General features: G+C 64.0%; 23 protein-coding genes. 6 read left to right on the top strand and 17 right to left on the bottom strand.

Annotation, left to right across the window (positions count from 1 at the left end; genetic code table 11):
• Positions 1-44 precede the first annotated feature (44 nt).
• Positions 45-3,266, bottom strand: a complete 3,222-nt coding sequence (locus ACQY7X_RS07155) for a methyl-accepting chemotaxis protein (protein ID WP_428249168.1) — start codon at positions 3,264-3,266, stop codon at positions 45-47.
• A 240-nt stretch (positions 3,267-3,506) separates the two neighbouring features.
• Here ACQY7X_RS07155 and ACQY7X_RS07150 point away from each other — a divergent pair, with 240 nt between their 5' ends.
• Positions 3,507-4,244: a peptidase gene (locus ACQY7X_RS07150; RefSeq protein WP_428249167.1), complete on the top strand. Its 738-nt coding sequence runs from the start codon at positions 3,507-3,509 to the stop codon at positions 4,242-4,244.
• A 162-nt stretch (positions 4,245-4,406) separates the two neighbouring features.
• On the opposite strand, the gene ACQY7X_RS07145 is transcribed toward ACQY7X_RS07150, so the two are convergent.
• The 6 genes from ACQY7X_RS07145 to ACQY7X_RS07120 all read right to left on the bottom strand — a co-directional run bounded on the left by ACQY7X_RS07145 (position 4,407) and on the right by ACQY7X_RS07120 (position 9,852).
• The gene (locus ACQY7X_RS07145; RefSeq protein WP_428249166.1) at positions 4,407-5,222 is read right to left on the bottom strand and encodes a phosphodiesterase; all 816 of its coding nucleotides are present in this window, start codon (positions 5,220-5,222) and stop codon (positions 4,407-4,409) included.
• Positions 5,223-5,233: 11 nt separating this feature from the next.
• Positions 5,234-6,280: an ABC transporter ATP-binding protein gene (locus tag ACQY7X_RS07140; RefSeq protein WP_428249165.1), complete on the bottom strand. Its 1,047-nt coding sequence runs from the start codon at positions 6,278-6,280 to the stop codon at positions 5,234-5,236.
• A 3-nt stretch (positions 6,281-6,283) separates the two neighbouring features.
• Positions 6,284-7,090 (bottom strand): ABC transporter permease, encoded by an 807-nt coding sequence (locus ACQY7X_RS07135; protein WP_428249164.1) that lies wholly within the window; start codon positions 7,088-7,090, stop codon positions 6,284-6,286.
• Between the two features lie 9 nt (positions 7,091-7,099).
• Complete coding sequence (locus tag ACQY7X_RS07130) at positions 7,100-7,924, bottom strand: ABC transporter permease (RefSeq protein ID WP_428249163.1); 825 nt, start codon at positions 7,922-7,924, stop codon at positions 7,100-7,102.
• Positions 7,925-7,991: 67 nt separating this feature from the next.
• A complete protein-coding gene (locus ACQY7X_RS07125) occupies positions 7,992-9,017 on the bottom strand; it encodes an extracellular solute-binding protein (RefSeq protein WP_428249162.1) in 1,026 nt (341 codons plus the stop codon).
• A complete protein-coding gene (locus ACQY7X_RS07120; RefSeq protein WP_428250041.1) occupies positions 9,010-9,852 on the bottom strand; it encodes a DeoR/GlpR family DNA-binding transcription regulator in 843 nt (280 codons plus the stop codon). The genes ACQY7X_RS07125 and ACQY7X_RS07120 overlap by 8 nt, the downstream gene beginning before the upstream one ends.
• Positions 9,853-10,058: 206 nt before the next feature.
• Here ACQY7X_RS07120 and ACQY7X_RS07115 point away from each other — a divergent pair, with 206 nt between their 5' ends.
• Positions 10,059-10,304 (top strand): type II toxin-antitoxin system Phd/YefM family antitoxin, encoded by a 246-nt coding sequence (locus ACQY7X_RS07115; RefSeq protein ID WP_428249161.1) that lies wholly within the window; start codon positions 10,059-10,061, stop codon positions 10,302-10,304.
• On the top strand, positions 10,304-10,720 hold the full coding sequence (locus tag ACQY7X_RS07110; protein ID WP_428249160.1) for a type II toxin-antitoxin system VapC family toxin: 417 nt from the start codon (positions 10,304-10,306) through the stop codon (positions 10,718-10,720). Before ACQY7X_RS07115 ends, ACQY7X_RS07110 begins: the two co-directional genes overlap by 1 nt.
• Positions 10,721-10,733: 13 nt before the next feature.
• Here the strand turns inward: ACQY7X_RS07110 and ACQY7X_RS07105 are convergent, their stop codons facing one another.
• The 6 genes from ACQY7X_RS07105 to ACQY7X_RS07080 all read right to left on the bottom strand — a co-directional run bounded on the left by ACQY7X_RS07105 (position 10,734) and on the right by ACQY7X_RS07080 (position 16,812).
• The gene (locus ACQY7X_RS07105; RefSeq protein WP_428249159.1) at positions 10,734-10,970 is read right to left on the bottom strand and encodes a hypothetical protein; all 237 of its coding nucleotides are present in this window, start codon (positions 10,968-10,970) and stop codon (positions 10,734-10,736) included.
• Positions 10,971-11,079: 109 nt separating this feature from the next.
• Positions 11,080-11,802 (bottom strand): ribonuclease activity regulator RraA, encoded by a 723-nt coding sequence (locus tag ACQY7X_RS07100; RefSeq protein ID WP_428249158.1) that lies wholly within the window; start codon positions 11,800-11,802, stop codon positions 11,080-11,082.
• A 32-nt stretch (positions 11,803-11,834) separates the two neighbouring features.
• Positions 11,835-12,776, bottom strand: a complete 942-nt coding sequence (locus ACQY7X_RS07095) for an SMP-30/gluconolactonase/LRE family protein (protein WP_428249157.1) — start codon at positions 12,774-12,776, stop codon at positions 11,835-11,837.
• 90 nt (positions 12,777-12,866) lie between these two features.
• On the bottom strand, positions 12,867-13,886 hold the full coding sequence (locus ACQY7X_RS07090; RefSeq protein ID WP_428249156.1) for an SMP-30/gluconolactonase/LRE family protein: 1,020 nt from the start codon (positions 13,884-13,886) through the stop codon (positions 12,867-12,869).
• Positions 13,887-14,014: 128 nt separating this feature from the next.
• Positions 14,015-15,748 carry an L-arabinonate dehydratase gene (araD, locus tag ACQY7X_RS07085; protein ID WP_428249155.1) on the bottom strand — a complete coding sequence of 578 codons (1,734 nt, stop codon included), beginning with the start codon at positions 15,746-15,748 and terminating at the stop codon, positions 14,015-14,017.
• 68 nt (positions 15,749-15,816) lie between these two features.
• Positions 15,817-16,812, bottom strand: a complete 996-nt coding sequence (locus ACQY7X_RS07080) for a Bug family tripartite tricarboxylate transporter substrate binding protein (protein WP_428249154.1) — start codon at positions 16,810-16,812, stop codon at positions 15,817-15,819.
• A gap of 153 nt (positions 16,813-16,965) precedes the next feature.
• Between ACQY7X_RS07080 and ACQY7X_RS07075 the strand changes: the two genes are divergently transcribed.
• Together ACQY7X_RS07075 and ACQY7X_RS07070 are read left to right on the top strand one after the other, a co-directional pair.
• Positions 16,966-17,679 (top strand): GntR family transcriptional regulator, encoded by a 714-nt coding sequence (locus tag ACQY7X_RS07075; protein ID WP_428249153.1) that lies wholly within the window; start codon positions 16,966-16,968, stop codon positions 17,677-17,679.
• Between the two features lie 42 nt (positions 17,680-17,721).
• Complete coding sequence (locus ACQY7X_RS07070) at positions 17,722-18,810, top strand: M14 family metallopeptidase (protein ID WP_428249152.1); 1,089 nt, start codon at positions 17,722-17,724, stop codon at positions 18,808-18,810.
• Positions 18,811-18,957: 147 nt separating this feature from the next.
• Here ACQY7X_RS07070 and ACQY7X_RS07065 read toward each other — a convergent pair whose 3' ends face one another.
• Genes ACQY7X_RS07065 through ACQY7X_RS07055 form a run of 3 tightly spaced genes read right to left on the bottom strand, consistent with a single transcriptional unit; the run spans position 18,958 to position 20,423 of the window.
• On the bottom strand, positions 18,958-19,236 hold the full coding sequence (locus ACQY7X_RS07065; RefSeq protein ID WP_428249151.1) for a HigA family addiction module antitoxin: 279 nt from the start codon (positions 19,234-19,236) through the stop codon (positions 18,958-18,960).
• Between the two features lie 11 nt (positions 19,237-19,247).
• The gene (locus ACQY7X_RS07060) at positions 19,248-19,535 is read right to left on the bottom strand and encodes a type II toxin-antitoxin system RelE/ParE family toxin (protein WP_428249150.1); all 288 of its coding nucleotides are present in this window, start codon (positions 19,533-19,535) and stop codon (positions 19,248-19,250) included.
• 51 nt (positions 19,536-19,586) lie between these two features.
• Positions 19,587-20,423, bottom strand: coding sequence for a substrate-binding periplasmic protein (locus tag ACQY7X_RS07055; RefSeq protein ID WP_428249149.1), 837 nt, complete (start codon positions 20,421-20,423; stop codon positions 19,587-19,589).
• Positions 20,424-20,562: 139 nt separating this feature from the next.
• On the opposite strand from ACQY7X_RS07055, the gene ACQY7X_RS07050 reads away from it, so the two are divergent.
• Positions 20,563-20,916 carry a helix-turn-helix domain-containing protein gene (locus ACQY7X_RS07050; RefSeq protein ID WP_428249148.1) on the top strand — a complete coding sequence of 118 codons (354 nt, stop codon included), beginning with the start codon at positions 20,563-20,565 and terminating at the stop codon, positions 20,914-20,916.
• Between the two features lie 2 nt (positions 20,917-20,918).
• Here ACQY7X_RS07050 and ACQY7X_RS07045 read toward each other — a convergent pair whose 3' ends face one another.
• Positions 20,919-21,710 (bottom strand): SDR family NAD(P)-dependent oxidoreductase, encoded by a 792-nt coding sequence (locus ACQY7X_RS07045; protein WP_428249147.1) that lies wholly within the window; start codon positions 21,708-21,710, stop codon positions 20,919-20,921.
• Positions 21,711-21,712 lie beyond the last annotated feature (2 nt).

The raw sequence follows: 21,712 nt of genomic DNA, 5'->3' as shown, positions 1-21,712 counted from the left end.
GCTCAATCGAGCGGCGGTTTTATTTTCAGTGCCGGGATAACGGATCAGAATTCCTTCCAATCGTCATCGTCGTCGCGTTTCAGTGCCGGTGTACCGGCTGGCGTCGGACGCAGCAGTTTCGGCGGTTCCTGCCGGGCTAATGGCGGCTTTGCCGCAGCCGGCTTGGTTGCCGGGCCTTTGGCGCTGAGCGGTTTGCCCATTGAGGGCTTGGCGGCAACCGGGACAGGTTTCGCTGCCACGGCCAATGGTGAAGCCGGCTTACTCGCGGCAGGTTTTGCGGCGGCAGCCTGCTGTGCCGCAGCCTTGGGTGCGGCGGGCTGTGCCGAAGCCATGTTCATGCCGCTGAAATGCCGCGATACCTGCACCTTGGCGGAATCTTCCGCGAAGTAGCGCACCGCCACCATGTTGTCTTCCAGCCGCACGACTGTGGCCTCGGCAGCGAAATTCATGCCGACGCTTTGCAGCGATGCCCTGAGCGACAGACGGGTGCCGAGTGCCGGCACCTGTTCCACCGGACCGAACAGCATGCCGAACTGGCTCCAGTTGCGGGCGCGATAGCTGCGGCCGCCGGTCTCGATGGTGTCGCTGGGGCCGAGATCGAAGCGGCTTTCGCGGCGGCGTTCCGACAAGGTTTCGCCGCCACGGTCGAAGAAGCCGACCAGATCGGCCAGTTCATTGGCCTGGAAAGCCAGGTTCTGCGTCGCCGCGCTGGTTTCTTCCACCAGGGCGCCATTGCGCTGGGTCATCTCGTCCATGTTGAGGATCGCGGTGTTCAGCTCCTGCATGGCGCGGGCCTGCTCGCCGCTTGCCGCCGCGATCTCGGCCACCAGGTCGGACGCCTGCTTGATGGCGCCGACGATTTCCTCCAGCGCCTTGCCGGTCTGGCCCACCAGGTCCACGCCGGTTTTCACCTGGGCGTTGGAATTCTGGATCAGCGCCTTGATGTCCTTGGAAGCGCCGGCCGAACGCTGCGCCAGCGCACGCACTTCCTGCGCCACAACGGCAAAGCCCTTGCCGGCTTCGCCGGCGCGGGCCGCCTCCACGCTGGCATTGAGGGCCAGCAGGTTGGTCTGGAACGCGATCTCGTCGATCAGGCTCATGATCTCGGAAATACGCTGGGCGCCGTTTTCGATCTCGCCCATCGCCTTCATGGCATTGTTGACCACGGCACCGCCCTTGGCGGCAATGTCGCGGGCGGCTGCCGCGCGATGATCGGCGGCCTGGGCATTCTCGGCGGTCTGGCGCACCGTCTCGGTCACCTGCTGCATGGCGGCAGCGGATTGCTCCAGGGTTGCCGCCTGGCTTTCGGTGCGCTGCGCCAGGTCCTGGGTACCGGTGGCGATTTCACCCGCCGAGTTGTTCACATTGCCGGCGGCGATGCCGATCTTGCCGGTGATGTCGTTCAGCTTGTCGATGGTGGCGTTGCAGTTTTCCTGCAGCCGCTTGAGCTGGCCGTCATACTGGCCGGTCATGCGCTGGCTGAGGCGGCCATGGGCCAGGGCATCCATCACGCCGTCGATATCGTTCACGGCGCGCGCCATGGTATCCACCATGCCGTTCACGCCGCCGGCGATCTCGCGCATGAAGCCGCTCTTGCCGTCGAGATTGACGCGCTGGCTGAAGTCGCCATGCTGCGCGGAATCCACCAGGCTGGCCACTTCGCCCTGTACGGTGAGCAGTTCGGTGACATCCTTCCATTCCACGGCAGCACCCAGCCGTTTGCCGGTGGCATCGAATACCGGCACGGCGGTGAGTTCAAAGGACAGGCCGCCGAGCTTGAGGTTGCCGGCCATTGCGCCGGTCAGCGTGGCAAGCTTGTGCTGCTGCAGGGCGGGGTCGCGCAGCAGCGTATCAATCGGGCCGCCGAGCAGGCCTGCGGCATCGAAGCCGGGAATCTCGCGGCGGATTGCCGGCGCGGCCTCGCCGAACACCCGCATCGCGGCATTGTTCAGGAATACCAGCCTGCCCTGCTCATCGGCCAGAATCACCGGATTGGTCAGGCTGTTCAACGTTTCCTTGGTCTGCAGTCCGGTGACGATGCGGTCGCGCACCACCATCACTTCGCGCAGCGCGGCACCGATTTCATCGCTGCGCTCGGCACCCTTGGTATCGATATCGACCTTGCCGGCGGAAAGCTCGCTCATGGCACTGGCCAGGCGCAGGATCGGCCGGGCAAAGGCATTGCCATAGGGTTGGCCCACCACCTGCGAGGCGATCAGCGCCAACAGCAGCACGATCAGCATTTCAAGCTCTACTTCGTAGAGCGTATCGAAGGCCTGCTTGGAGGGTACGCGCACCAGGACCGACCAATCCATGCCGGGATAGCCATAAGCGCCGCTGGCATGATAATAGCCGGTCACCTGCTTCACGCCGGTGCGGGTATTGGTGTCTTCCATGCCGCCGGCCCGCTTGGCCACCGCTTCGCGGGCCGCCATCAGGCCGGTCTCGGCCAGGTTCAGCTTGCCGATGATGCTGAAGTCGCGCTGATACTTGTGGTTCACCAGCCTGTCGGGATCGAACTCCACCACCACAGTCCCTTTGGGGTCCAGGATGGTGATCGAGGTGTTGTCGATGCCGGCAATCTCGAACTGTTTATGCGCCGCGTGCGCGATATCCTCCACCAGCGCCATATCGGCGAAGTTCGCCCACACCGCCACGATCTTGCCCTCGGTATCCTGCACCGGGGCGGCGAAGATCATGGCATAGTCGTCGCCGGCATAAAGGCTGTTGAGTTCCGGGTGGCGCACGGGCTGTTCCACCACGCTGCCGGTGAAACCATCCTTGCCAATCAGGAATTTGCCGGCGAGCGCATCGCGCAGCCAGGCGGCATTGGCGTAATTGCCCTGGTAGAGCGCGGCGGTGTTCAGCGGCTTGCCGGCGGCATCCTTGCTGTTCACCGCCAGCACCTTGCCCTCGGGCGAAACCAGCAGCATCAGTTTGTAGACGCCGTAATTCGCCATGTAGCGGTCCATGGCCTGCACCAGCGGGTTCTTCTCGCCCGGCTTGCCCCAATTGGCCGGGTCCATGGCGGCGGTGTTGTAGCCGAAGGCCTGCACATCACCGTAGCGCTCGAACAGGTTGCGGTCGATCAGGTCGGAGACATTCACCGCCATGGCGGCAAGCTGGTCGATGGCATCCTGGCGGAACTTGCCAAGCTGGTAATAGATGATGCCGGCCATGATCAGCATCGGCACCACAGCAAAGGCCACCAGGGCAGCCACGATCTTGCCGCGGATACCCAGTTTGAGACTGAAACCCTTCGCCATCACTTTGCGCTCCTTGGAAGACCAGTGGGCGTACCGGGCAGCCTGGCCCAGAGCGCGCTGATCGACTTTGATCTGAAACAACCGCAGATATACGCCTCAGCCCCCCCACCCAGACCAGTTACTTTGGATTAAGAGCTTGGTCTGTTAGCAAAAATTAAGCCCCCAGGGCACCGAGGCAGAGACGGCGGCGGCAAAAACGCTATAATCAGCCGTTGCATACACTTCAGAGGCTTAGTTGGCATGACCTATTGCGTCGGGCTCAACCTGCGGGACGGGATCGTGATGCTGTCCGACAGCCGCACCAATGCCGGTGTCGACAGCATTGCCACCTTCGGCAAGATGCATGTGTGGCAGAAGCCGGGCGACCGGGTGCTGGCTTTGTGCACCGCCGGCAACCTGTCGCTCAGCCAGTCCGTGGTGTCGCTGCTCAATGACAGCTTCACCGATTCCGAGGGCAAGCAGCATGACCTGATGCAGGCGACGCGGATGTTCGAGGCCGCCGGCATTGTCGGCGCCGCGATCCGCGAAGTGGCACGCCGCGATGGCGAGGGGTTGAAGCAGGAAGGCATCGAGCCGAACCTGACCATGCTGCTCGGCGGCCAGATCAAGGGCCGCCCGACCCAGCTCTACATGCTTTACTATGCCGGCAATTTCATTCGCGCCACGGAGGACACACCGTTCCTGCAGATCGGCGAGGCGAAATACGGCAAGCCGATCCTGGATCGCGTCATCCAGCCGGAAACGCCGCTGATCGAAGCCGCGAAATGCGCGCTGATCTCGATGGATTCGACTTTGCGCTCGAATATCTCGGTCGGCCTGCCGCTGGATCTGCTGATCCTGCGCAAGGATGAATTCAAGCCGGCCCTGCGCCGCCGCATCGATGCCGATGATCCCTATTTCAACGACATCCGCCGCCGCTGGGGCGAGGGCCTGCGCTCGGTCTTCGCCACCACGCCGGACCCGGACTGGGGTCTGTAAGCGCGTCTCTTTATATTTCTCGTCATGCCGGCGAAAGCCGGCATCCCATTTTTTGCTGATGAAATGGGACCCTCTGTAAGCGCGCGAACGCCAGATGGCGTTCGTGGGCGCACAGGCCCGAAGGGCTGGCGCGAGGGTGACGGCTGAAGGAATTGCTTTATCTCAATCGATCAGCTTGCCGTTTTCATCGAAGAACGGGAACGGGCCGGGATAGTCGCCGATCGGGGCGACATGGCTTACCAGCATGCCATCGCGCCAGCGGTGCAGCATGAAGCCGGGCGGCTCCATGCGGAAGCGGCTGGGTGCGTCGTCGCGCAGGTCCAGCGCCACCTGATGCGCCGGGCTCGGGCTGGTCATCACCGCGCGGCCGCCGACGCGGGCATGGATCGTGCGGTGCAGATGGCCGCACAGGATCAGCTCGATCTGGGGATGCTTCGCCACCACGGCGGCAAAATCCTCGCGGCCGATCAGGCCGATATCATCCATATGGCCGATGCCAGTTTCAAACGGCGGATGATGCATCATCACCAGGGTCGGGCGCTGCGGCTGTTCGGCCAGGGTGCGATCGAGCCAGGCTAGGCGCTCGGCGCAGATTTCGCCGCCACCCTGGCCCGGGATGATGGTATCCAGGCCGATCAGGCGTAAAGGCCAGTCCTCCACGGCATACTGCAAAAAGCCGCTGGCCGGGAAATAGCCGCCGGCTTTGAAGGCTTCGCGCATCGGGTCGCGTGCATCATGGTTGCCCGGCACCACATAGAGCGGCTGGGTCAGCGGCGCGATGATCTCCTGCAGATGCGCGTATTCCTCCGGCCGGCCGAGATCGACCAGATCGCCGGTCATGATGATCAGGTCCGGCTGCGGGTTCAGCTTCTGCACTTCGGCGACGCAGATGCGCAGCATCTCGGCGGTATCGACCTTCTTGTAGGCGAGCTTGCCGGGCAGCTTGATATGGGTGTCGGTGATCTGGCAGATCAGCATGAGTGGGTCTCCTACAGCGCCAGCAGGCTTTGCGGATCGATGCGCAGGCCGACCTGCTGGCCGCGCTGGAAATCGCGCCGCAGGTTGGTTTCCACCACCAGCGGCTTGTCCTCGCCGACGGAGACAAACAGCCGCGTGCGGTCGCCGAGGAAGAAGGCGGCATCGATGCTGCCGGTGAGATGCGCTTCGCTACCTTCGGCGAGATGCGTATCCTCGGGCCGGAACATCGCCTCCAGCACCTGTGCCGGGGCCTGCGCCGGCGCTGTGGGCCACGGAATCAGGCCAGCGGCAGCGCGCAAGCCGCCGGATTCCACACGGCCCTTGATCTTGTTCATGGTGCCGATGAATTCAGCGACAAAGCGCGTCGCCGGCTGGCGGTAGATATCGCGGGGTGAGCCCACCTGCGCCACGCGGCCATGATCCATCACCACGATGCGGTCGCCCAAGGCCATCGCCTCGGCCTGATCATGGGTCACATACACCGCCGTGATGCCTAAGCGCCGCAGCAGGCCATCGATTTCCAGCCGCAGCGTGTCGCGGAGTTTCGCATCCAGCGCGGTCAGCGGTTCATCCAGCAGCAGGGCGCGCGGTTCGGCGGCGAGCGCGCGGGCGAGTGCGACACGCTGGCGCTGGCCGCCGGAAAGCTGCTCGATGCGACGATCGGCAAGCTGTTCGATGCGCATCATGCCGAGCAATTCAGAGACACGCTGCTTGATCGCCGGCTGTGGTTTTTTGCGGATGCGCAGGCCATAGCCGATATTCTCGGCCACGCTCATATTCGGGAACAAGGCATAAGACTGGAACACCATGCCGACATTGCGCTTCTCGATGGCGAGCGGCGTCACGTCAGCACCATCGAACAGCACGCGGCCGCCGGCATCGGGGCTTTCCAGCCCGGCGATGATGCGCAGCGTCGTGGTCTTGCCGCAGCCAGACGGCCCGAGGAACACCACGGTCTGTCCGGCGCCGATTTCAAGGTTCAGCGGCTCCAGCGCCTTGGTGCCATCGGGGAAAGTCTTGGAGCAGTTTTCCAGGCGGATCGAAACGGGCTGCATCATGGATTACTCCTCCTCCGCCTGGAAACGCGGCTTGGCCGTCTGTCCCATCGCCTGCATGGCGATCAGCAGCGGCACGATCATCAGGAAAAACACCAGCGTATAGGCACTGCCGATTTCAAGCCGCAAGCTGGCATAGGCATCGGCGAGGCCGACAGGCAGCGTCTTGGTCAGTGGCGTGTGCAGCAGCCAGGTCATGTTGAATTCGCCCATCGACAGCGTCACCACCATCAGCGAGCCAGCGAGAATCCCGCCCCGGCAATTCGGCAGCACAACATGGAAGAAGCGCTGCACGAAGCTGGCGCCGAGCGAAGCCGCGCCTTCCTCAAGCGTCTTGAGGTCAATCGCCATCAGCACCGCCAGCACCGAGCGCACCATGAATGGCAGGGTGAACAGCACATGGCCGACCAGGATGAAGGCGGACGAGGTGCGGAAACCGCCGGCACCACCATACATCACGATCAGCGCCAGGGCGGTAGCGAGGCCCGGCACCGCCACCGGCATCACCAGCAGTTCCTCGATGGCGCGGCTGAAAGCGTTCTGTCGCTTGGCCAGCACATAGGCCGCCGGAATGCCGAGCAGCAAGGTGATGGCAAGGCAGGCCAATGAGAGCGCGATGGAATGGAAGATGGTGTCGCGGTAGCCGGACCATACTTCCATCACCCAGCGCAGCGTCAGGCCGCTGGAAAGCCCGGTCTGGTAATTCACCGTGAGGCCGGCCAGCACCGATAGGATCACCGGCACGACAAGGAAGCCGCAGACCGTGAGGGTGAAAGCGAGTTGCAGCCAGAATAACGGAGTGCGTTTCGTCATGGCTGCCCCCTAGCCTGCCGCAGCGACTGTGCCGCCGGCAATCTGGCGGGCCACCGCCAGCACGATCCAGGTGACGGCACCCAGAACAAAGCTCAAGGCCGCCGCCATCGCCATGTTGGCTTCCAGCGTGAACTCGGTATAGATCACCATCGGCAGCACGTTGATGCGGGTGGCGAGCGTGAACGCCGTGCCGAAAGCGCCGACAGCCGTGGCGAAGCAGATCGCGCCGGCGGCCAGGAAGGCGCCTTTCAGGCCGGGCACGATCACATCCAGCACCACGCGCCAGGGCGAGGCGCCAAGCGAGCGCGCGGCTTCCTCCAGCTTGGGATCAAGCTTTTCGGCTGCCGCCATCACCGTGAGGATGGTGCGCGGAATCGAGAAATAGACATAGCCCATCAGCAGCCCGGCCATGGAATAGGCGAAGACCAGCTTCTCGCCGAACAGCAGCAGCGTGATATCGCCGATCAGGCCCTGGCGGCCGGCCAGCATGATCACCATGAAGCCGATCACCACGCCGGGGAAGGCAAGCGGAAAGGTCAGCATCGCCACCAGGGTGGCATTGCCGCGAAAACGGTTGCGCTGCAGGAACACGCCGGCGATGCCGCTGATGATCAGGGTGATCAATGTAGTGCCTGCAGCCAGCACCAGGGTGGCAATCAGGCTGTTGAAATAATTCTTGTCGGTAAGGATCGCCGCATAGGCCATGTAGCCGAGCTTGCCGCTGCCGCCAATGAAGAACAGCCGCGTCAGCGGCAGCAGGAAGAAGGCCAGAAAGAACACGCCTGCCGGCAACAGCAGCAGGGTAAGGATCGGGGTATCGCGTTTATCGGTCATGCGGACTCGGAAAGGCGGCCTCGGAAGAAAGACGGCGGGGTTGCCCCCGCCGCCTGTTGCTTAAGCGTCAGTTCACTTCGTTCTTGTAGCGCTCGATGATGCTCTTCTGCGCACCGGCCAGCTGCTTCAGATCGATCGGCTTGGCGCGGGCATAATCGGCATCGGGCAGGAACTTCGCCTTGGCGTCGGCCGAGAGATGCTCGGCGAAGACCGGACGCAGGAAGGCATTGCCCCACATCGCCTGGCTTTCCGGCGACAGCACGAAGTCCAGCACCTTCTTGCCGTTGGCGGCATTCGGGCCCTTGTTGGTCAGCCCCATCACATAGGGGAATACCACGCTGCCTTCCTTCGGGATCACGAACTGCACCGGCGCCTTGTCGGTATACTGGCCGCGATAGGCGTTGAAATCGTAATCCAGCAGGATCGGGATTTCGCCGGAGATGACGCGGGCATAGGAGGTCTGCTTCGGCACGATGGGATCGTTCTTGGCCAGCTTCTTGTAGAAGTCGATGGCCTTGTCGAGATTGCCGTAATCGCCGCCGAGCGCCAGGTTCACGGCCATCACGCCGAGCTGGCCGACAGCAGCCGAGGTCGGGTCGAGATAGCCGACCATGCCCTTGTATTCCGGCTTCAGCAGATCCGCCCAGCTCTGCGGCACCGGCTTGCCGCGCAACGCGGCGGTGTTCACGAACAGGCCCAGCGTGCCCGAGTGAATGGTGAACCAGAAGCCTTCCGGGTCCTTCAGGCTGGCGGGGATCTTGTCCCAGCCGGCCGGCTTGTAGGGGCTCAGCACACCGGCATCCTTGGCCGGATCGGCGGCGATGCCACCGAGATAGGTAACGTCGGCCACTGGATTGGCCTTCTCGGCGATCAGGGCGGCGATGGCCTGGCCGGAATTCTTGTTGTCCGGCGGCACGGTGATGCCCAGCTTGGCCTGGATCGCCTTGAGCTGCGAACCCCAGTCGGCCCATTCCGGCGGGCAGTTGTAGCAGATGGCGCGGCCCGAGTTTGAGCCCTGGGCGGCGACATCGAGCGGCTGCAGGCCGAGCGCGGCGAGACCGAGCGCGGCAGACAAGACGAGACGCTTAAGCATGGGTGTTGTCTCCTGTTGTGAAGGGAACCTGACTGGACGTGACGACGAGGCGGCAGCCGCTCTGTTCGAGTTGGCGCGCGATGGGCTCGGGCACGGCGCGGTCGGTGAACACCACGCTGGCCTCAGCGATATGGCCGCCACGCACCGTGGCGCCGCGGCCGAATTTGGAATGGTCCAGCACCAGGAAGCGGCGCCGGCAATGGGCAGCCAGGGCCTGGCGCATCGCCACTTCGTCCTGGCTGAAATCCAGCAGCGTGCCGTCCTCCGCCACGCCGCCGACGCCATAGATGCCGATATCCACGGCGAAGCGGGCGAAGAAGCCCTGCGCCTCGCCGGCAATCACGTCGCGGTCCAGGTTGCGCAATTCGCCGCCGGCGATGGTGACGCGGCTGTCGGGGTCGCGCGCCAGCGCCAGCGCGGCGTTGAGATTGTTGGTCATCACCCGCAGGCCGCCTTGGCCCTCGAAGCGCTCCGCCAGCGCGATGGCGCATTGCTCCGGCGTGGTGCCGATGCCGAAGAACAGCGAGGCGCCGCCATCGGGGAAATCCGCCGCCACCTGATCCGCCACCAGGGCGGCGATGCGGCGCTTGGCTTCCAGGTTCAGCACCTGGCGGGCGTGATAGGCCAGATTGCGGGTGCCGGTATCAAGATCGGCCGGCGGCGCTTCCACGCCGCCATGGCGGCGGCGCAGCAGGCCGCGGTCGCAGATCAGGTTGACGTCACGGCGCACGGTCTGGGGCGTCACCCCAAAACTCGCCGCCAGCGTCTCGATGGTCTGGAAACCGTCGCGCCGCACCAGGTCCACAATGGCCCGGGCGCGATCCTCCGCCTGCATTGCCACGCTCGTCGTTCCTCGTCCCATGGTTCCCGGTTGCCCCGGTGAACCTGCGCCGAATGTTCATATGAACAGTGACCGGCGCTTGTTATGTGCGTTTGACGTTCACATGAAAGTTTTGTGTCATCAAGTGAAAAGAGCAAGTCTCTTGAATTATGACTAATCTGACTATATTATTCAATAATCTGATCTTATTTGAGGCCAATATGACCAACTGGCAGGTGCAGGAAGCCAAGTCCCGCTTCAGCGAACTGGTGGAGCGCGTCCAGAGCGAGGGGCCGCAGACCATCACGCGCCACGGCGCTGCCCGCGCCGTGCTGCTTTCGGTGGCCGATTATCAGGCACTCAAGGCGCAGCGCCCGGATTTCAAGGCGCATCTGCTCGGCGGCCCGAAGCTGGATGATTTCAACATCCCGCGCGATGGCGACATCGGCCGGCCCGTGGAACTGTAATGCCCGGCTACCTGCTCGATACCAATGTGATTTCGGAAACCCGGCGCCAGCGCGCCGATGCCGGCGTGATGGCTTTCCTCGCCGCCGCCGAATCCGACATGCTCTACATGAGCGCGCTGACGCTTGGCGAATTGCGCAAGGGCGTGGCGATGAAGCGCGGCCAGGATGCCATTAATGCAGCTTTGCTCGGCCTATGGGTCGATGGCATCAAAAGCCAGTTCGCCGACCGGCTGCTGCCGGTGGATGCGGCGGTGGCGCGGCTCTGGGGCGAATTGTCGGCGCAGCGCAGACTGCCCGTCATTGATACCCTGATCGCCGCCACCGCCCTGCATCACGGCCTCACCCTGGTAACCCGCAACAGCCGCGATATGGCAGCAACCGGCGCGCCGCTGCTCGATCCGTGGCACGGGCTGTAAAGCTGCATTCCTGTTACCCCAGCCTTGCCAGCCAGATGGTGTGGCGGCCGCAGGTCGGGTCCTGCACCACGTGTGACACCACCTCGAAGCCTTGCGCCGCCAGCAGGCTGCGGTATTCAGCGGCATCCAGGCTGCCGTGATAGAGCGGCTCGCCTTCGAAGCTGCCGATGGCTTCGCCGTGATGCGGCGCCGCAGCCGATATCCAGGATATCGGCCGGCGCCTCGGGCAGCAGCTCGAGGAAACGGTCAAGCCAGGATGCTTCCATCAGCGAACGGCCGCGCAGCCTGTCCCAGGCGGCGGCGTGGCGTTCGTATAATCCAATGATGGCTTCGGCTGGCGACGACATGCCTCCAGCGTATTACCGCCCGCGCTCCTTGCGCCAGGCTTCAAAGTCGATCTTGGTCTGGGGATTGGTTGCCGGGTAGAGGCCACGGATCGAGCGGCCCTGCTTCTGCACCATCTCGGTGACGAAATCCTCGAATGCCGTCATCTCGACGGCTTCCACGGCGATTTCGTCGGCGATGCCCTGCGGGATCACCATCACGCCATCGGCATCGCCGACGATCACGTCGCCCGGGAATACCGGTGCATCGCCGCAGCCGATCGGCACGTTGATGTCGATGGCCTGGTGCAGAGTCAGATTGGTCGGCGCCGAGGGCCGGCTGTGGAAGGCCGGGATGCTGAGGCGGGCGATTTCAGCGGAATCGCGGAAGCCGCCATCGGTGACTACGCCGGCCACGCCGCGCACCATCAGGCGCGAAATCAGGATGCCGCCTGCCGAAGCGGCGCGCGCATCCTTGCGGCTGTCCATCACCAGCACGGCGCCCGCCGGGCAGATTTCCACCGCCTTGCGCTGCGGATGCTCCGGGTCCTGGAACACGGTGATCGGATTCAGGTCCTCGCGTGCCGGCATGTAGCGCAGCGTGAACGCCTCGCCCACCATGGTCGGCAGGCCGGGATTCAGCGCATGCACATCCTGGATGAACTGGTTGCGCAGGCCGCGCTTGTAGAGCGCGGTGGCCAGCGTCGGCGTGCTCACGGTCTTCAGCCTGGCGCGGGTTTCTTCCTTAAGACTGCTCATGGATCAATTCCTGTTGTTCAAGAGCCTGGGTTTCAAGAGAGTGTGGCGCCCTGGGTGTTGAGGTAAAGCGCATAGACCGACTGGCTGGCGGCCATGAACAGGCGGTTGCGCGCCGCGCCGCCGAAGCAGAGATTGGCGCAGCGTTCCGGCAGCGCGATGCGGCCAATCGCCTTGCCGGCCGGGTTGAACACCATAACGCCATCGAGGCTGTCGTGGCCCATGCCCCAGCCGCACCACAGATTGCCATCCACATCGCAACGGATGCCGTCCGAGGTGCCGGGGCCGCAATCGATATGCACGCGGCTATTGGCGAGCCGCTTGCCGCCATCGGTGACATCATAGGCGCGGATCAGGCGGTTCGGCGTGGCGCGCGAATCCACCACATAGAGGATGCTTTCATCGGGCGAGAAGCAGAGCCCGTTCGGGCCGACGCAATCCTCGGCCACGACGCTCAACTCGCCGCTGACAGGATCGAGACGGTAGAGCCATTGCGGCAATTCGGCTTCGGCCTTGTAGCCTTCGTAATTGCCGCCGATGCCAAAAGACGGATCGCTGAACCAGATGCTGCCGTCCGACTTCACGATCACGTCGTTGGGCGAATTCAGCCGCTTGCCCTGGTAGCTGTCGGCCAGCACGGTGAGGCTGCCGTCATACTCGGTGCGGGTCACCCGCCGCCCGCCATGCTCGCAGGTGACCAGCCTGCCCTGGCGGTCGCGGGTATTACCGTTTGCGTAGGTCGACGGCTTGCGGAATGGCGTCACCTGGCCGGTGGCTTCATCCCAGCGCAGCATCTGGTTGTTCGGAATGTCGCTCCAGATCAGGCTGCGCAGATCGCCGAACCAGACCGGGCCTTCGCACCAGCGATGGCCGGTGCTGATGCGCTCCACGGCGGCGAGGTTGATGCGGTATTTGGCGAAGCTGTCATCCAGGGTCTGGATGGCGGGATCGGGGTAGCGCGCGGCGGGAATCCACATGAAACGGAATCCTGGAACGGTGGAAGGAAACCGGGGCGGCAGGCTGCCGCCCCGGCATAGGCAGATAGTATCAGTTAACCGCCCGGTACATCACCCACCCCGGGCGCCCTGGGTATCGACATAAAGCGCATAGACCGACTGGCTCGACGCCATGAACAGGCGGTTGCGCATCTCGCCGCCGAAGCAGAGATTGGCGCAGCGTTCCGGCAGGGCGATGCGGCCGATGGCCTTGCCATCGGGGTTGAACACCATCACGCCGTCCAGATCATTGCTGCCCATGCCCCAGCCGACCCAGAGATTGCCATCGACATCGCAGCGCATGCCATCGGCCGTGCCCTGGCCGCAATCGATCAGCGCCTTCATGTTCGACAGCTTGCCGCCGGCGCCGACATCGTAGGAGCGGATGGTGCGGGTGGGGTTGCTGCGCACGTCGATGACATAGAGCTTGCTCTCGTCGGGCGAGAAGCAGAGCCCGTTCGGGAACTTGATGTCGTCGATGGCGACGCTGAGCTGGCGCGTGGCGGGATCGTAGCGGTAGACATTGGTGGGCAATTCCGCGCTGGCCTTGCGGCCTTCGTAATTGCCGCCGATGCCGAAGCTCGGATCGGTGAACCAGATCGTGTTGTCGGATTTCACCACCACATCGTTGGGCGAATTGAGCGGCTTGCCCTCGAACCTGTCCACCAGGGTGGTGATGCTGCCGTCATGCTCCGTGCGGGTGATGCGGCGGTTCATGTTCTCGCAGGTGATCAGGCGGCCCTGGCGGTCGCGGGTATTGCCGTTCGGGTAATTGGCCGGCTTGCGGTAGGGCGTCACCTGGCCGGTCTGCTCGTCCCAGCGCAGGATCTGGTTGTTCGGAATGTCGCTCCACAGCAGGTAGCGGCCATCGCCGAAATAGACCGGGCCTTCGCACCAGCGGTGGCCGGTGCTGATCCGCTCCACGGCGGCGAGGCCGAGGCGGTATTTGCCGAAGCTCTGATCCAGCACCTGCACGGCGGGATCGGGATAGCGCGCGGCGGGTACCCATTGCGCGAAGCTCTTTGAAGCCATGGTGGCGCCGGCGATAACGGCGGCGCTGCCGGTGAGAAACGCCCTTCTGTTGCTCTTCATGCTGCTGCTCCCTGTGTCCCGGCTATGCTGCCGGTGTTTGTGGCTCCAGTACGCGGTTGAAAAACTGGCCTGATAAAACGTTTTACTAAAATCCCGTGCGGAAATTTCCGACGCACGGCCTATCCAGGTCAGAAGATGTCGGGTTCAGGTACCGGCGCGCCGAAGCCGGTTTCGAGGAAGTCGAAATCGCAGCCTTCATTGGCCTGTTTGATATGGCGGCTGAACATCCAGCCATAGCCGCGCTCGTAGCGTGCCGGCGGTCGCTGCCAGGCGGCCTTGCGCCGGGCCAGTTCCTCGTCGCTCACTTCCAGGCGGATGCTGCGCTTATCCACATCCAGCGAAATGATATCGCCGGTTTGCACCAGGGCCAGCGGGCCGCCGATATAGGATTCCGGCGCCACATGCAGGATGCAGGCGCCGTAAGAGGTGCCGCTCATGCGCGCGTCGGAGATGCGCACCATGTCGCGCACACCCTGCTTCACCAGCTTTTTCGGGATCGGCAGCATGCCCCATTCCGGCATGCCGGGGCCGCCCAAAGGCCCGGCATTGCGCAGGATCAGCACATGATCCTCGGTCACATCTAGGGCGTCATCGTCGATGGCTTTTTTCATCGACGGGTAATCGTCGAATACCAAAGCTGGGCCTGAATGCTTGAGGAATTTCTGCGCGCAGGCGGATGGCTTGATGACGCAGCCATCGGGCGCCAGATTGCCCTTCAGCACGGCGAGCGCGCCTTCGGCATAGAGCGGATCGGCGGTGCTGCGGATCACGTCCTCCAGATGCACCTTGGCGCCGGCGATATTCTCCGCCACGGTCTTGCCGGTGACGGTGATGGCGCCGAGATGCAGATGCTCCGGGATGCGCGTCATCAGCGCCGGCAGGCCGCCGGCATAGAAGAAATCCTCCATCAGATACTGCTCACCCGATGGCCGGATATTGGCGATCACCGGCACCTTGCGCGAGGCTGTCTCGAAATCCTCCAGGCCAATGTCTGCGCCGGCCCGGCGCGCCATGGCGATCAGATGGATGATGGCATTGGTGGAGCAGCCCATGGCCATGGCGACGGCAATGGCATTCTCATAGGCCGGACGGGTCTGGATCTGCTTCGGCGTCAGGTCTTCCCACACCATCTCGACGATGCGCCGCCCGCTATCGGAGCACATGCGGATATGGCCGGAATCGGCGGCCGGAATCGAGGAGGCGCCGGGCAGGGTCATGCCGATGCTTTCGGCAATCGCCATCATGGTGGCCGCCGTACCCATGGTCATGCAGGTGCCGTAAGAGCGTGCGATGCCGGCCTCGATGGAATTCCAGTCGGCATCGGAAATATTGCCGGCGCGGCGCTCATCCCAGTATTTCCACGCATCCGAGCCGGAGCCGAGCACCTTGCCCTGCCAGTTGCCGCGCAGCATCGGCCCGGCCGGCACATAGATGAAAGGCAGCCCGGCAGAGGTGGCGCCCATCAGCAGGCCCGGCGTGGATTTGTCGCAGCCGCCGAGCAGCACGGCGCCATCCACCGGATGGCTGCGGATCAGTTCCTCGGTCTCCATCGCCAGCATGTTGCGGTAGAGCATGGTGGTGGGCTTGACGAAATTTTCCGACACGGAAATCGCCGGTAATTCGATCGGCAGGCCGCCGGCCATCAGGATGCCGCGCTTCACGTCTTCCACGCGATGCTTGAAATGCGCGTGGCAGGGATTGATGTCGGACCAGGTGTTCACAATCGCGATCAGCGGCTTGCCCTGCCATTCGGTGGGCGCGTAGCCCATCTGCAGGATGCGCGAGCGATGCCCGAAGCTGCGCAGGTCGTCGGGTGCGAACCAGCGGGCGGAACGGAGCTGATCGGGGGTCTTGCGGGTCATGCTTGCACTCAAGAGAAAAGAAAATAGCGGGGCGGACGGCTATCGCCCGCCCCGCCGGGGTCGTGGGCTTATTCCGGCTTGATGTTGCCGGTGTCGATCACGGTTTTCCAGCGCGCGATCTCGGCCTTGAGGAAGGTTTCGAACTGCGCCGGGCTGTTGGCCACCACGTCGAAGCCGACATCGTTGAATTTCTGCTTCACATCCGGGCTGTTCAGCGCCTTGGTCATGGTGTCGGCGAGCGTCTTGCGCACATCCGCCGGTAGGCCCTTGGGCGCCGCGGCCGCCTGCCAGGAATAGACTTCCACATCCTTCACCCCGGCTTCCGCCATGGTGGGCACGCTGTCCGGCAGGGCGGCATTGCGCTTGTCGGCGGTGACGGCCAGCGCCTTCAGCTTGCCGGCCTTCACATGCTGGGCGATGGCGCCGAGATTCTGGAACGACACATCGGCATGGCCGCCGATCAGGTCGGAAATGGCCGGCCCGCCGCCCTTATAGGGCACATGCACGCCCACCGTGCCGGTCTTCTGCATGAACAAAGCGGCGGTCAGATGGTCCGACGACCCGGTGCCGGAGGAGGCGAACGACACCTTGTCCGGGTTCTTCTTCATATGGGCGATCAGCTCGGCCACGTTGTTGGCCGGGAAATTCGCGCTGGCGACCAGCACATTCGGGGTGCGCACGGCGATGGTCAGCAGGTCGAAATCGGCCAGCGGATCGTAGCGCAGGTCCTTGAACAGGGCCGGGTTGATGGCGAATACGCCGATCGAGCCGACCAGCAGGGTGTAGCCATCGGGCTTGGCCTGCTTCAGCAGGCCGGCACCCAGCGAGCCATTGGCGCCGCCGCGGTTGTCGATGATGTGCTGCTGGCCCAGCAGTTCGGTCATCTTGGCGGTGAGGTGGCGCGCGGTCTGGTCCGAGGCGCCGCCCGGCGGGAAGGGCACGATCACGGTGACAGTGCGGTCCGGGTAGCCGGCAGCCAGGGCCGGGCTGCCGAGACCCCAGGTGATGGCGGCGGCGGTGGCGAGAGCGGCCACGGCCAGGCCGCGGCGGGTGATGCCGATCATTGGGCGGTTCCTCCATTTATATATGTCCCGTAAACAGTAAAGCACTAATGCATTAGTGCGTCAAACCTGATATTACTGGCGCCAAGCATGTTATAGAACATGACAAGTCTGCCTCTTCGTCCCTCTCCCCTGCCCTTACCTCCCCCGGAAACCATGAGCAGCCCGGCCCCCGCCATCCCGTTCAGCTTCGCGCCGATCCGCGACCGCACCCGCCATGCGGCGCCGCAGGTATTCGAGATGCTGCGCGAGAAGATCCTGGACCTCGACCTGCTGCCCGGCACGGTGCTCTCGCGGCCTGAATTGCAGCAGCAATTCGGCCTGTCCTCGACGCCGATCCGCGATGCGCTGCTGCGGCTGCAGGAAGAGGACCTGGTCGATATCTTCCCGCAGCATGCCACGAGGGTCAGCCGCATCGATATCGGCCATGCCCGCCAGGCCGCCTTCCTGCGCCGCGCCATCGAGGTGGAAGTGGCGCATAGCCTGGCCCTGGCGCCCGATGCGGCATTGGTCGAAGCCCTGCGCGACATGCTGCGCCAGCAGCAGGCGGTGGCCGACAGCAACGACCTGGGGCGTTTCAATCAGCTCGACCGCGCCATGCATCGCATGATGTATGACGCCGCCGGGATTCCCGATCTGTGGCAGGTGGTGCAGCGGCGCAACGGCCATATCCAGCGCCTGCGCAACCTGCATCTGCCGCTCACCGGCAAGGTGCAGCAGACCATCCGCGACCATACCGCCATCGTCGACGCGGTGGCGGCCGGCGATGCGGCGGCGGCGGCGCGGGAAGCGCGCCTGCATCTTTCGCGGTCGCTTTCCATCATCGATGAAATCAGGGCAAAATATCCGGCGGATTATTTCCGCGATTGAATCGCCGCCCCCAAAAGTGCCACGCCCCTAGAAGAGTTTGCCATGAGCCATCACCAGCATTTCTCCGCCAGCTACAAACTGGCGCGGGCCAAATTCCTTGCCGCCGCCCAGGCCGCCAATGCAGCGATCGAAAGCATCCCGCATCCGCTGAAAGGCTATGAAGGCGAAGACCTCGCCGCCGATGTGGCATGGATCGGCCCGCGCGACGCGGCGAATGTGCTGGTCACGGTCAGCGGCACCCATGGCATCGAAGGCTATTACGGCTCCGGCATCCAGGTCGGCTGGCTCAACGAGGGCCATTACAAGAATCTGCCGGCCAATACCGCTTTGCTGCTGCTGCATGGCTCCAACCCCTATGGCTTCTCCTGGGGCCGGCGGGTGAATGAAGACAACATGGATATCAACCGCAACTTCATCGCCTTCGAACGCGGTGCGGTGCCGCCGAAGAATCCAGCCTATGCCGAAGTGCATCCCTGGCTGGTGCCGGCTGAATGGAATGAGGCGGCGATTGCAGAGGTGCAGGCGCAGCTTGCGGCCTATTACCAGCGCGTCGGATCGAAGGCGGCCAATGCTGCCATTGTCGGCGGCCAGCACAGCCATGCCGATGGCATCTTCTATGGCGGTGAAGGCCCCTGCTGGTCGCACCGCATGATCCAGGATGTCTGCGCGCGCTATCTGACATCGGCGAAGCGCATCGCCGTGATCGACTTCCATACCGGGCTCGGGCCGTTCGGCTATTCCGAACTGATCTGCCGCCATGCGCCGGGCTCCGAGCCGCTGCAACTGGCGCGCGCCTGGTGGGGCGATGCCGTCACCTCGCCGGAAATGGGCCAGTCGGATTCACCGATCATCGAAGGCAACCTGCGCATGGGCATCGCGCGCTTCTGCCAGCCGGCGGTGACCGTGGCGGTGAATATCGAAGTCGGCACGCTGCCGTCGGAACAGGTGCGGCTCTCGGTGATCGCCGATAACTGGCTGCATCTCAAGGGCGAGGTATTCTCGGCTCAAGGTAAGGCGATCAAGCAGCAGATCCGCGCCGCCTTCTATCCGGAAGACCCGGCCTGGGCCGATCTCTGCTATCCGCGCGCCGTCGAAATCCAGCGCCAGGCGCTCGCCGGGCTGACGGCTTAAGTTTTTTCCATTGTCACTCTCGCGCAAGCGAGAGTCCCATTTGAAATCGAAATGGGATGCCCTGTAAGCGCGCGAACGCGAATGGCGTTCGTGGGCGCACAGACCCGAAGGGTGGCGTCGGCATGACAAGGTAGAAAGCAATAGCGCTTAAGCCGCCCTTACCTGTGCTGCGATCAGCTTGCCGTGGCGCGCCTGCGTCACTGCAAGGTCATACTGGCTTTGCAGATCGAGCCAGAAGCGGGCCGGATTGCCGAAGAACAGGCCGAAGCGGATCGCGGTATCGGCAGTGATGCCGCGCCGGCCATTGAGGATATCGGTGATGCGGCCCGAGGGCACGCCGATGGCCAGCGCCAGCTTGTTGGCGCTCAAATCGCGTGCCTGCAATTCCCGCTTCAGCAGCTTGCCCGGATGGCTCGGTTCACGCATGGCCTAGACCTTCATCCCTTATGATAATCCACGATTTCCACATCATGGGCATTTCCATCGGCAAAACGGAAACAGATACGCCAGGGTCCGTTCACCGTCATCGCCCATTGCCCGCGCCGGCCGCCCTTGAGCTTGTGCAGCCCCAGGCTTTTCAGTGGGCTAAGATCATTGAGCGATACCGCGACATTCAGCGCATCCAGCAGTTCCACTGCCGCATCGGCATCCAGTCCGCGAAAGCGCCGGCCATCGCCGGTTTCAAACAGGCGACGACTGGCGCTGTTTCGCCAAGACGTGATCATGGCGTTAACGTACTACGGAAAACGGTGAACGGCAAGCTGGCTGTTTTTTGCTCAGCTGTTCTGGCGCGGCGGCTCGATGGCGCCGCTGCGGCGGCGGCGGTCGTCGCGGGCCTGCGGCACCGGGTCGTAGCGCTGCATCAGGCGGTCGTAATCGCCGCTGGCGCGGAAGCTCGCCAGGGCGCGGTTGAAGGCATCGCAGAGATCCCTGCTGGCGAAGGCGACGTGGTAGGGGTTGGGCGGAAACAGGCGATGTTCGCGCAAGGGCTTCTGCGCATCGACATGGCTTTCCGGCGCAGCGATCAGCGTGCGGAAAATGCGGCGCTCGCCGAGGATGACATCGGCGCGTTGCGAGAACAGCGCGCGGACCTGCAGCATCTGGTTCGCCGTTTCCCCATACTCGGTGCGCGCGCCGGCTATCGCTTCCTCGATGCCGGGCAGCAGGCTGCGTGCATTCTGAAAGGCGAGCAGGCGCAGACCGCGCAGACCGGCGATACTGTCCGCCGCCACATCGCGCTCGGCCAGCGACAGGCCGATATTCTCATAAACCAAAACCACATCGCTGAGGCAGCCGGGCAGGTTCATCGCCGGCGCCGCCGGGGTGAAGGCCGGCAACGCGCCGCGGCGGAAATCCTCCGCCAGTCTTGCCAGCGGCAGCAGGCGCGGCTGCAGGCCGTGGCCGGCACGATGCAGCACATCGCGCACGATCTCGAATTCCAGGCCCGACAGCCGGCCATCATCGGCCTCGATCACATAGGGCGCCACAACGCGGAAGCCGACGATGATATCGGCGGCATGGGCCGCGGATATGCGGGCAACAGGAATCTGGATGGCGGATACAAGGCAGAGCAGCGCGGCCAGCAGCACCGGCACGCGCCGGAAGCGGTTCACCCAGATGCCGGGTGTTCGCTGCCGTTGCCTTCCCATGCGGCCAACTATAGGCTGATGCCGCGATGCCGCAAGGTATCGGCTGGCCCAGCCTCCTACATCTCTGCGTGATGATGCTCTTTCCCCGGAAAAGCGCGGCGACATGACACCATTCGGCGCCCGCATGCGGCAGCTGCGCCAGGCGCGTGGCCTCACCCTGAAGCAGATGGCGAGCGATCTCGGCGTTTCGGCGGCCTATCTCTCGGCACTGGAACATGGCCATCGCGGCCGCCCGAGCTGGCTGTTCATTCAGCGCATCTGCGGCTACTTCAACATCATCTGGGACGATGCCGAGGCGCTGGCCGATCTGGCGAAACGCTCGCATCCGCGCATCACCATCGACACAGCGGGTTTAAGCCCGCGCGCCACCCTGCTGGCCAATGAACTGGCAACGCGCATCGGCAAGCTCGACGATGCCCGGCTGCGGCAATTGCTGAAGCTGCTGCGCGAGGATTGAGGCTAAGTCTTCGCCGGCGCCGGACGCGGCTGCGCCAGATGCATGCCGTTATCCACTTCCAGGATCTGGCCGGTGATATTGGTGGCATGCAGCAGGAACATCAGGATCGCATCGGCGATATCGTCCGGCGTGTTGGTGCTGCCGAGCACGGCATTGCCGCGCCAGTTGGCGCGCGCTGCTTCATAGGCCGCCTCGCCCATGCCGTTTTTCAGCCATTCGCCTTCGATGAAGCCGGGGCAGATGGTGTTGACGCGCACTTCCGGCCCGAACACGCGGGCAAGGCTCAGCGTCAGCGTGTTGAGCGCACCCTTGGAAGCGGCATAGGCGATGGATGAACCGCTGCCATGCAGCGCGGCAACGGATGATACATTGACGATGGCGCCGCGCGCCGCGCGGAGCGCGCTCTCGGCGGCACGCGCCATCTGGAACGGACCGATGGTGTTGACCGCGTAGATGGCGTGGAAATCCTCTGCCGACAGGCCTGCGAGATTGCGGTGTGCCATGAATTTGGTGGTGCCGGCATTGTTCACCAGGTAATCGATGCGGCCGAAGGCTTGCAGCGTTTCATCCGCCAGGCGGCGGCAATCGGCATCCTCGGCCACGTTGCCCTGCACCAGTAACGCCTTGCCGCCGAGCTTCTCGCAGGCTGCTGCCACCGCTTCCGCCGGGCCGCGGCTCTTGGAATAATTCACCACCACACTGGCGCCCTTGGCTGCCAGCTTCTTCACCGTCGCGGCACCGACGCCGGCCGATGAACCCGTCACCAGCGCCACCTTGCCCGTCAACTCACCCATAC

Origin of the sequence: Ferrovibrio sp., assembly GCF_965278975.1 — a bacterium.
Taxonomy (GTDB): domain Bacteria; phylum Pseudomonadota; class Alphaproteobacteria; order Ferrovibrionales; family Ferrovibrionaceae; genus Ferrovibrio.
This window is presented reverse-complemented; position numbering and strand designations above follow the sequence as displayed.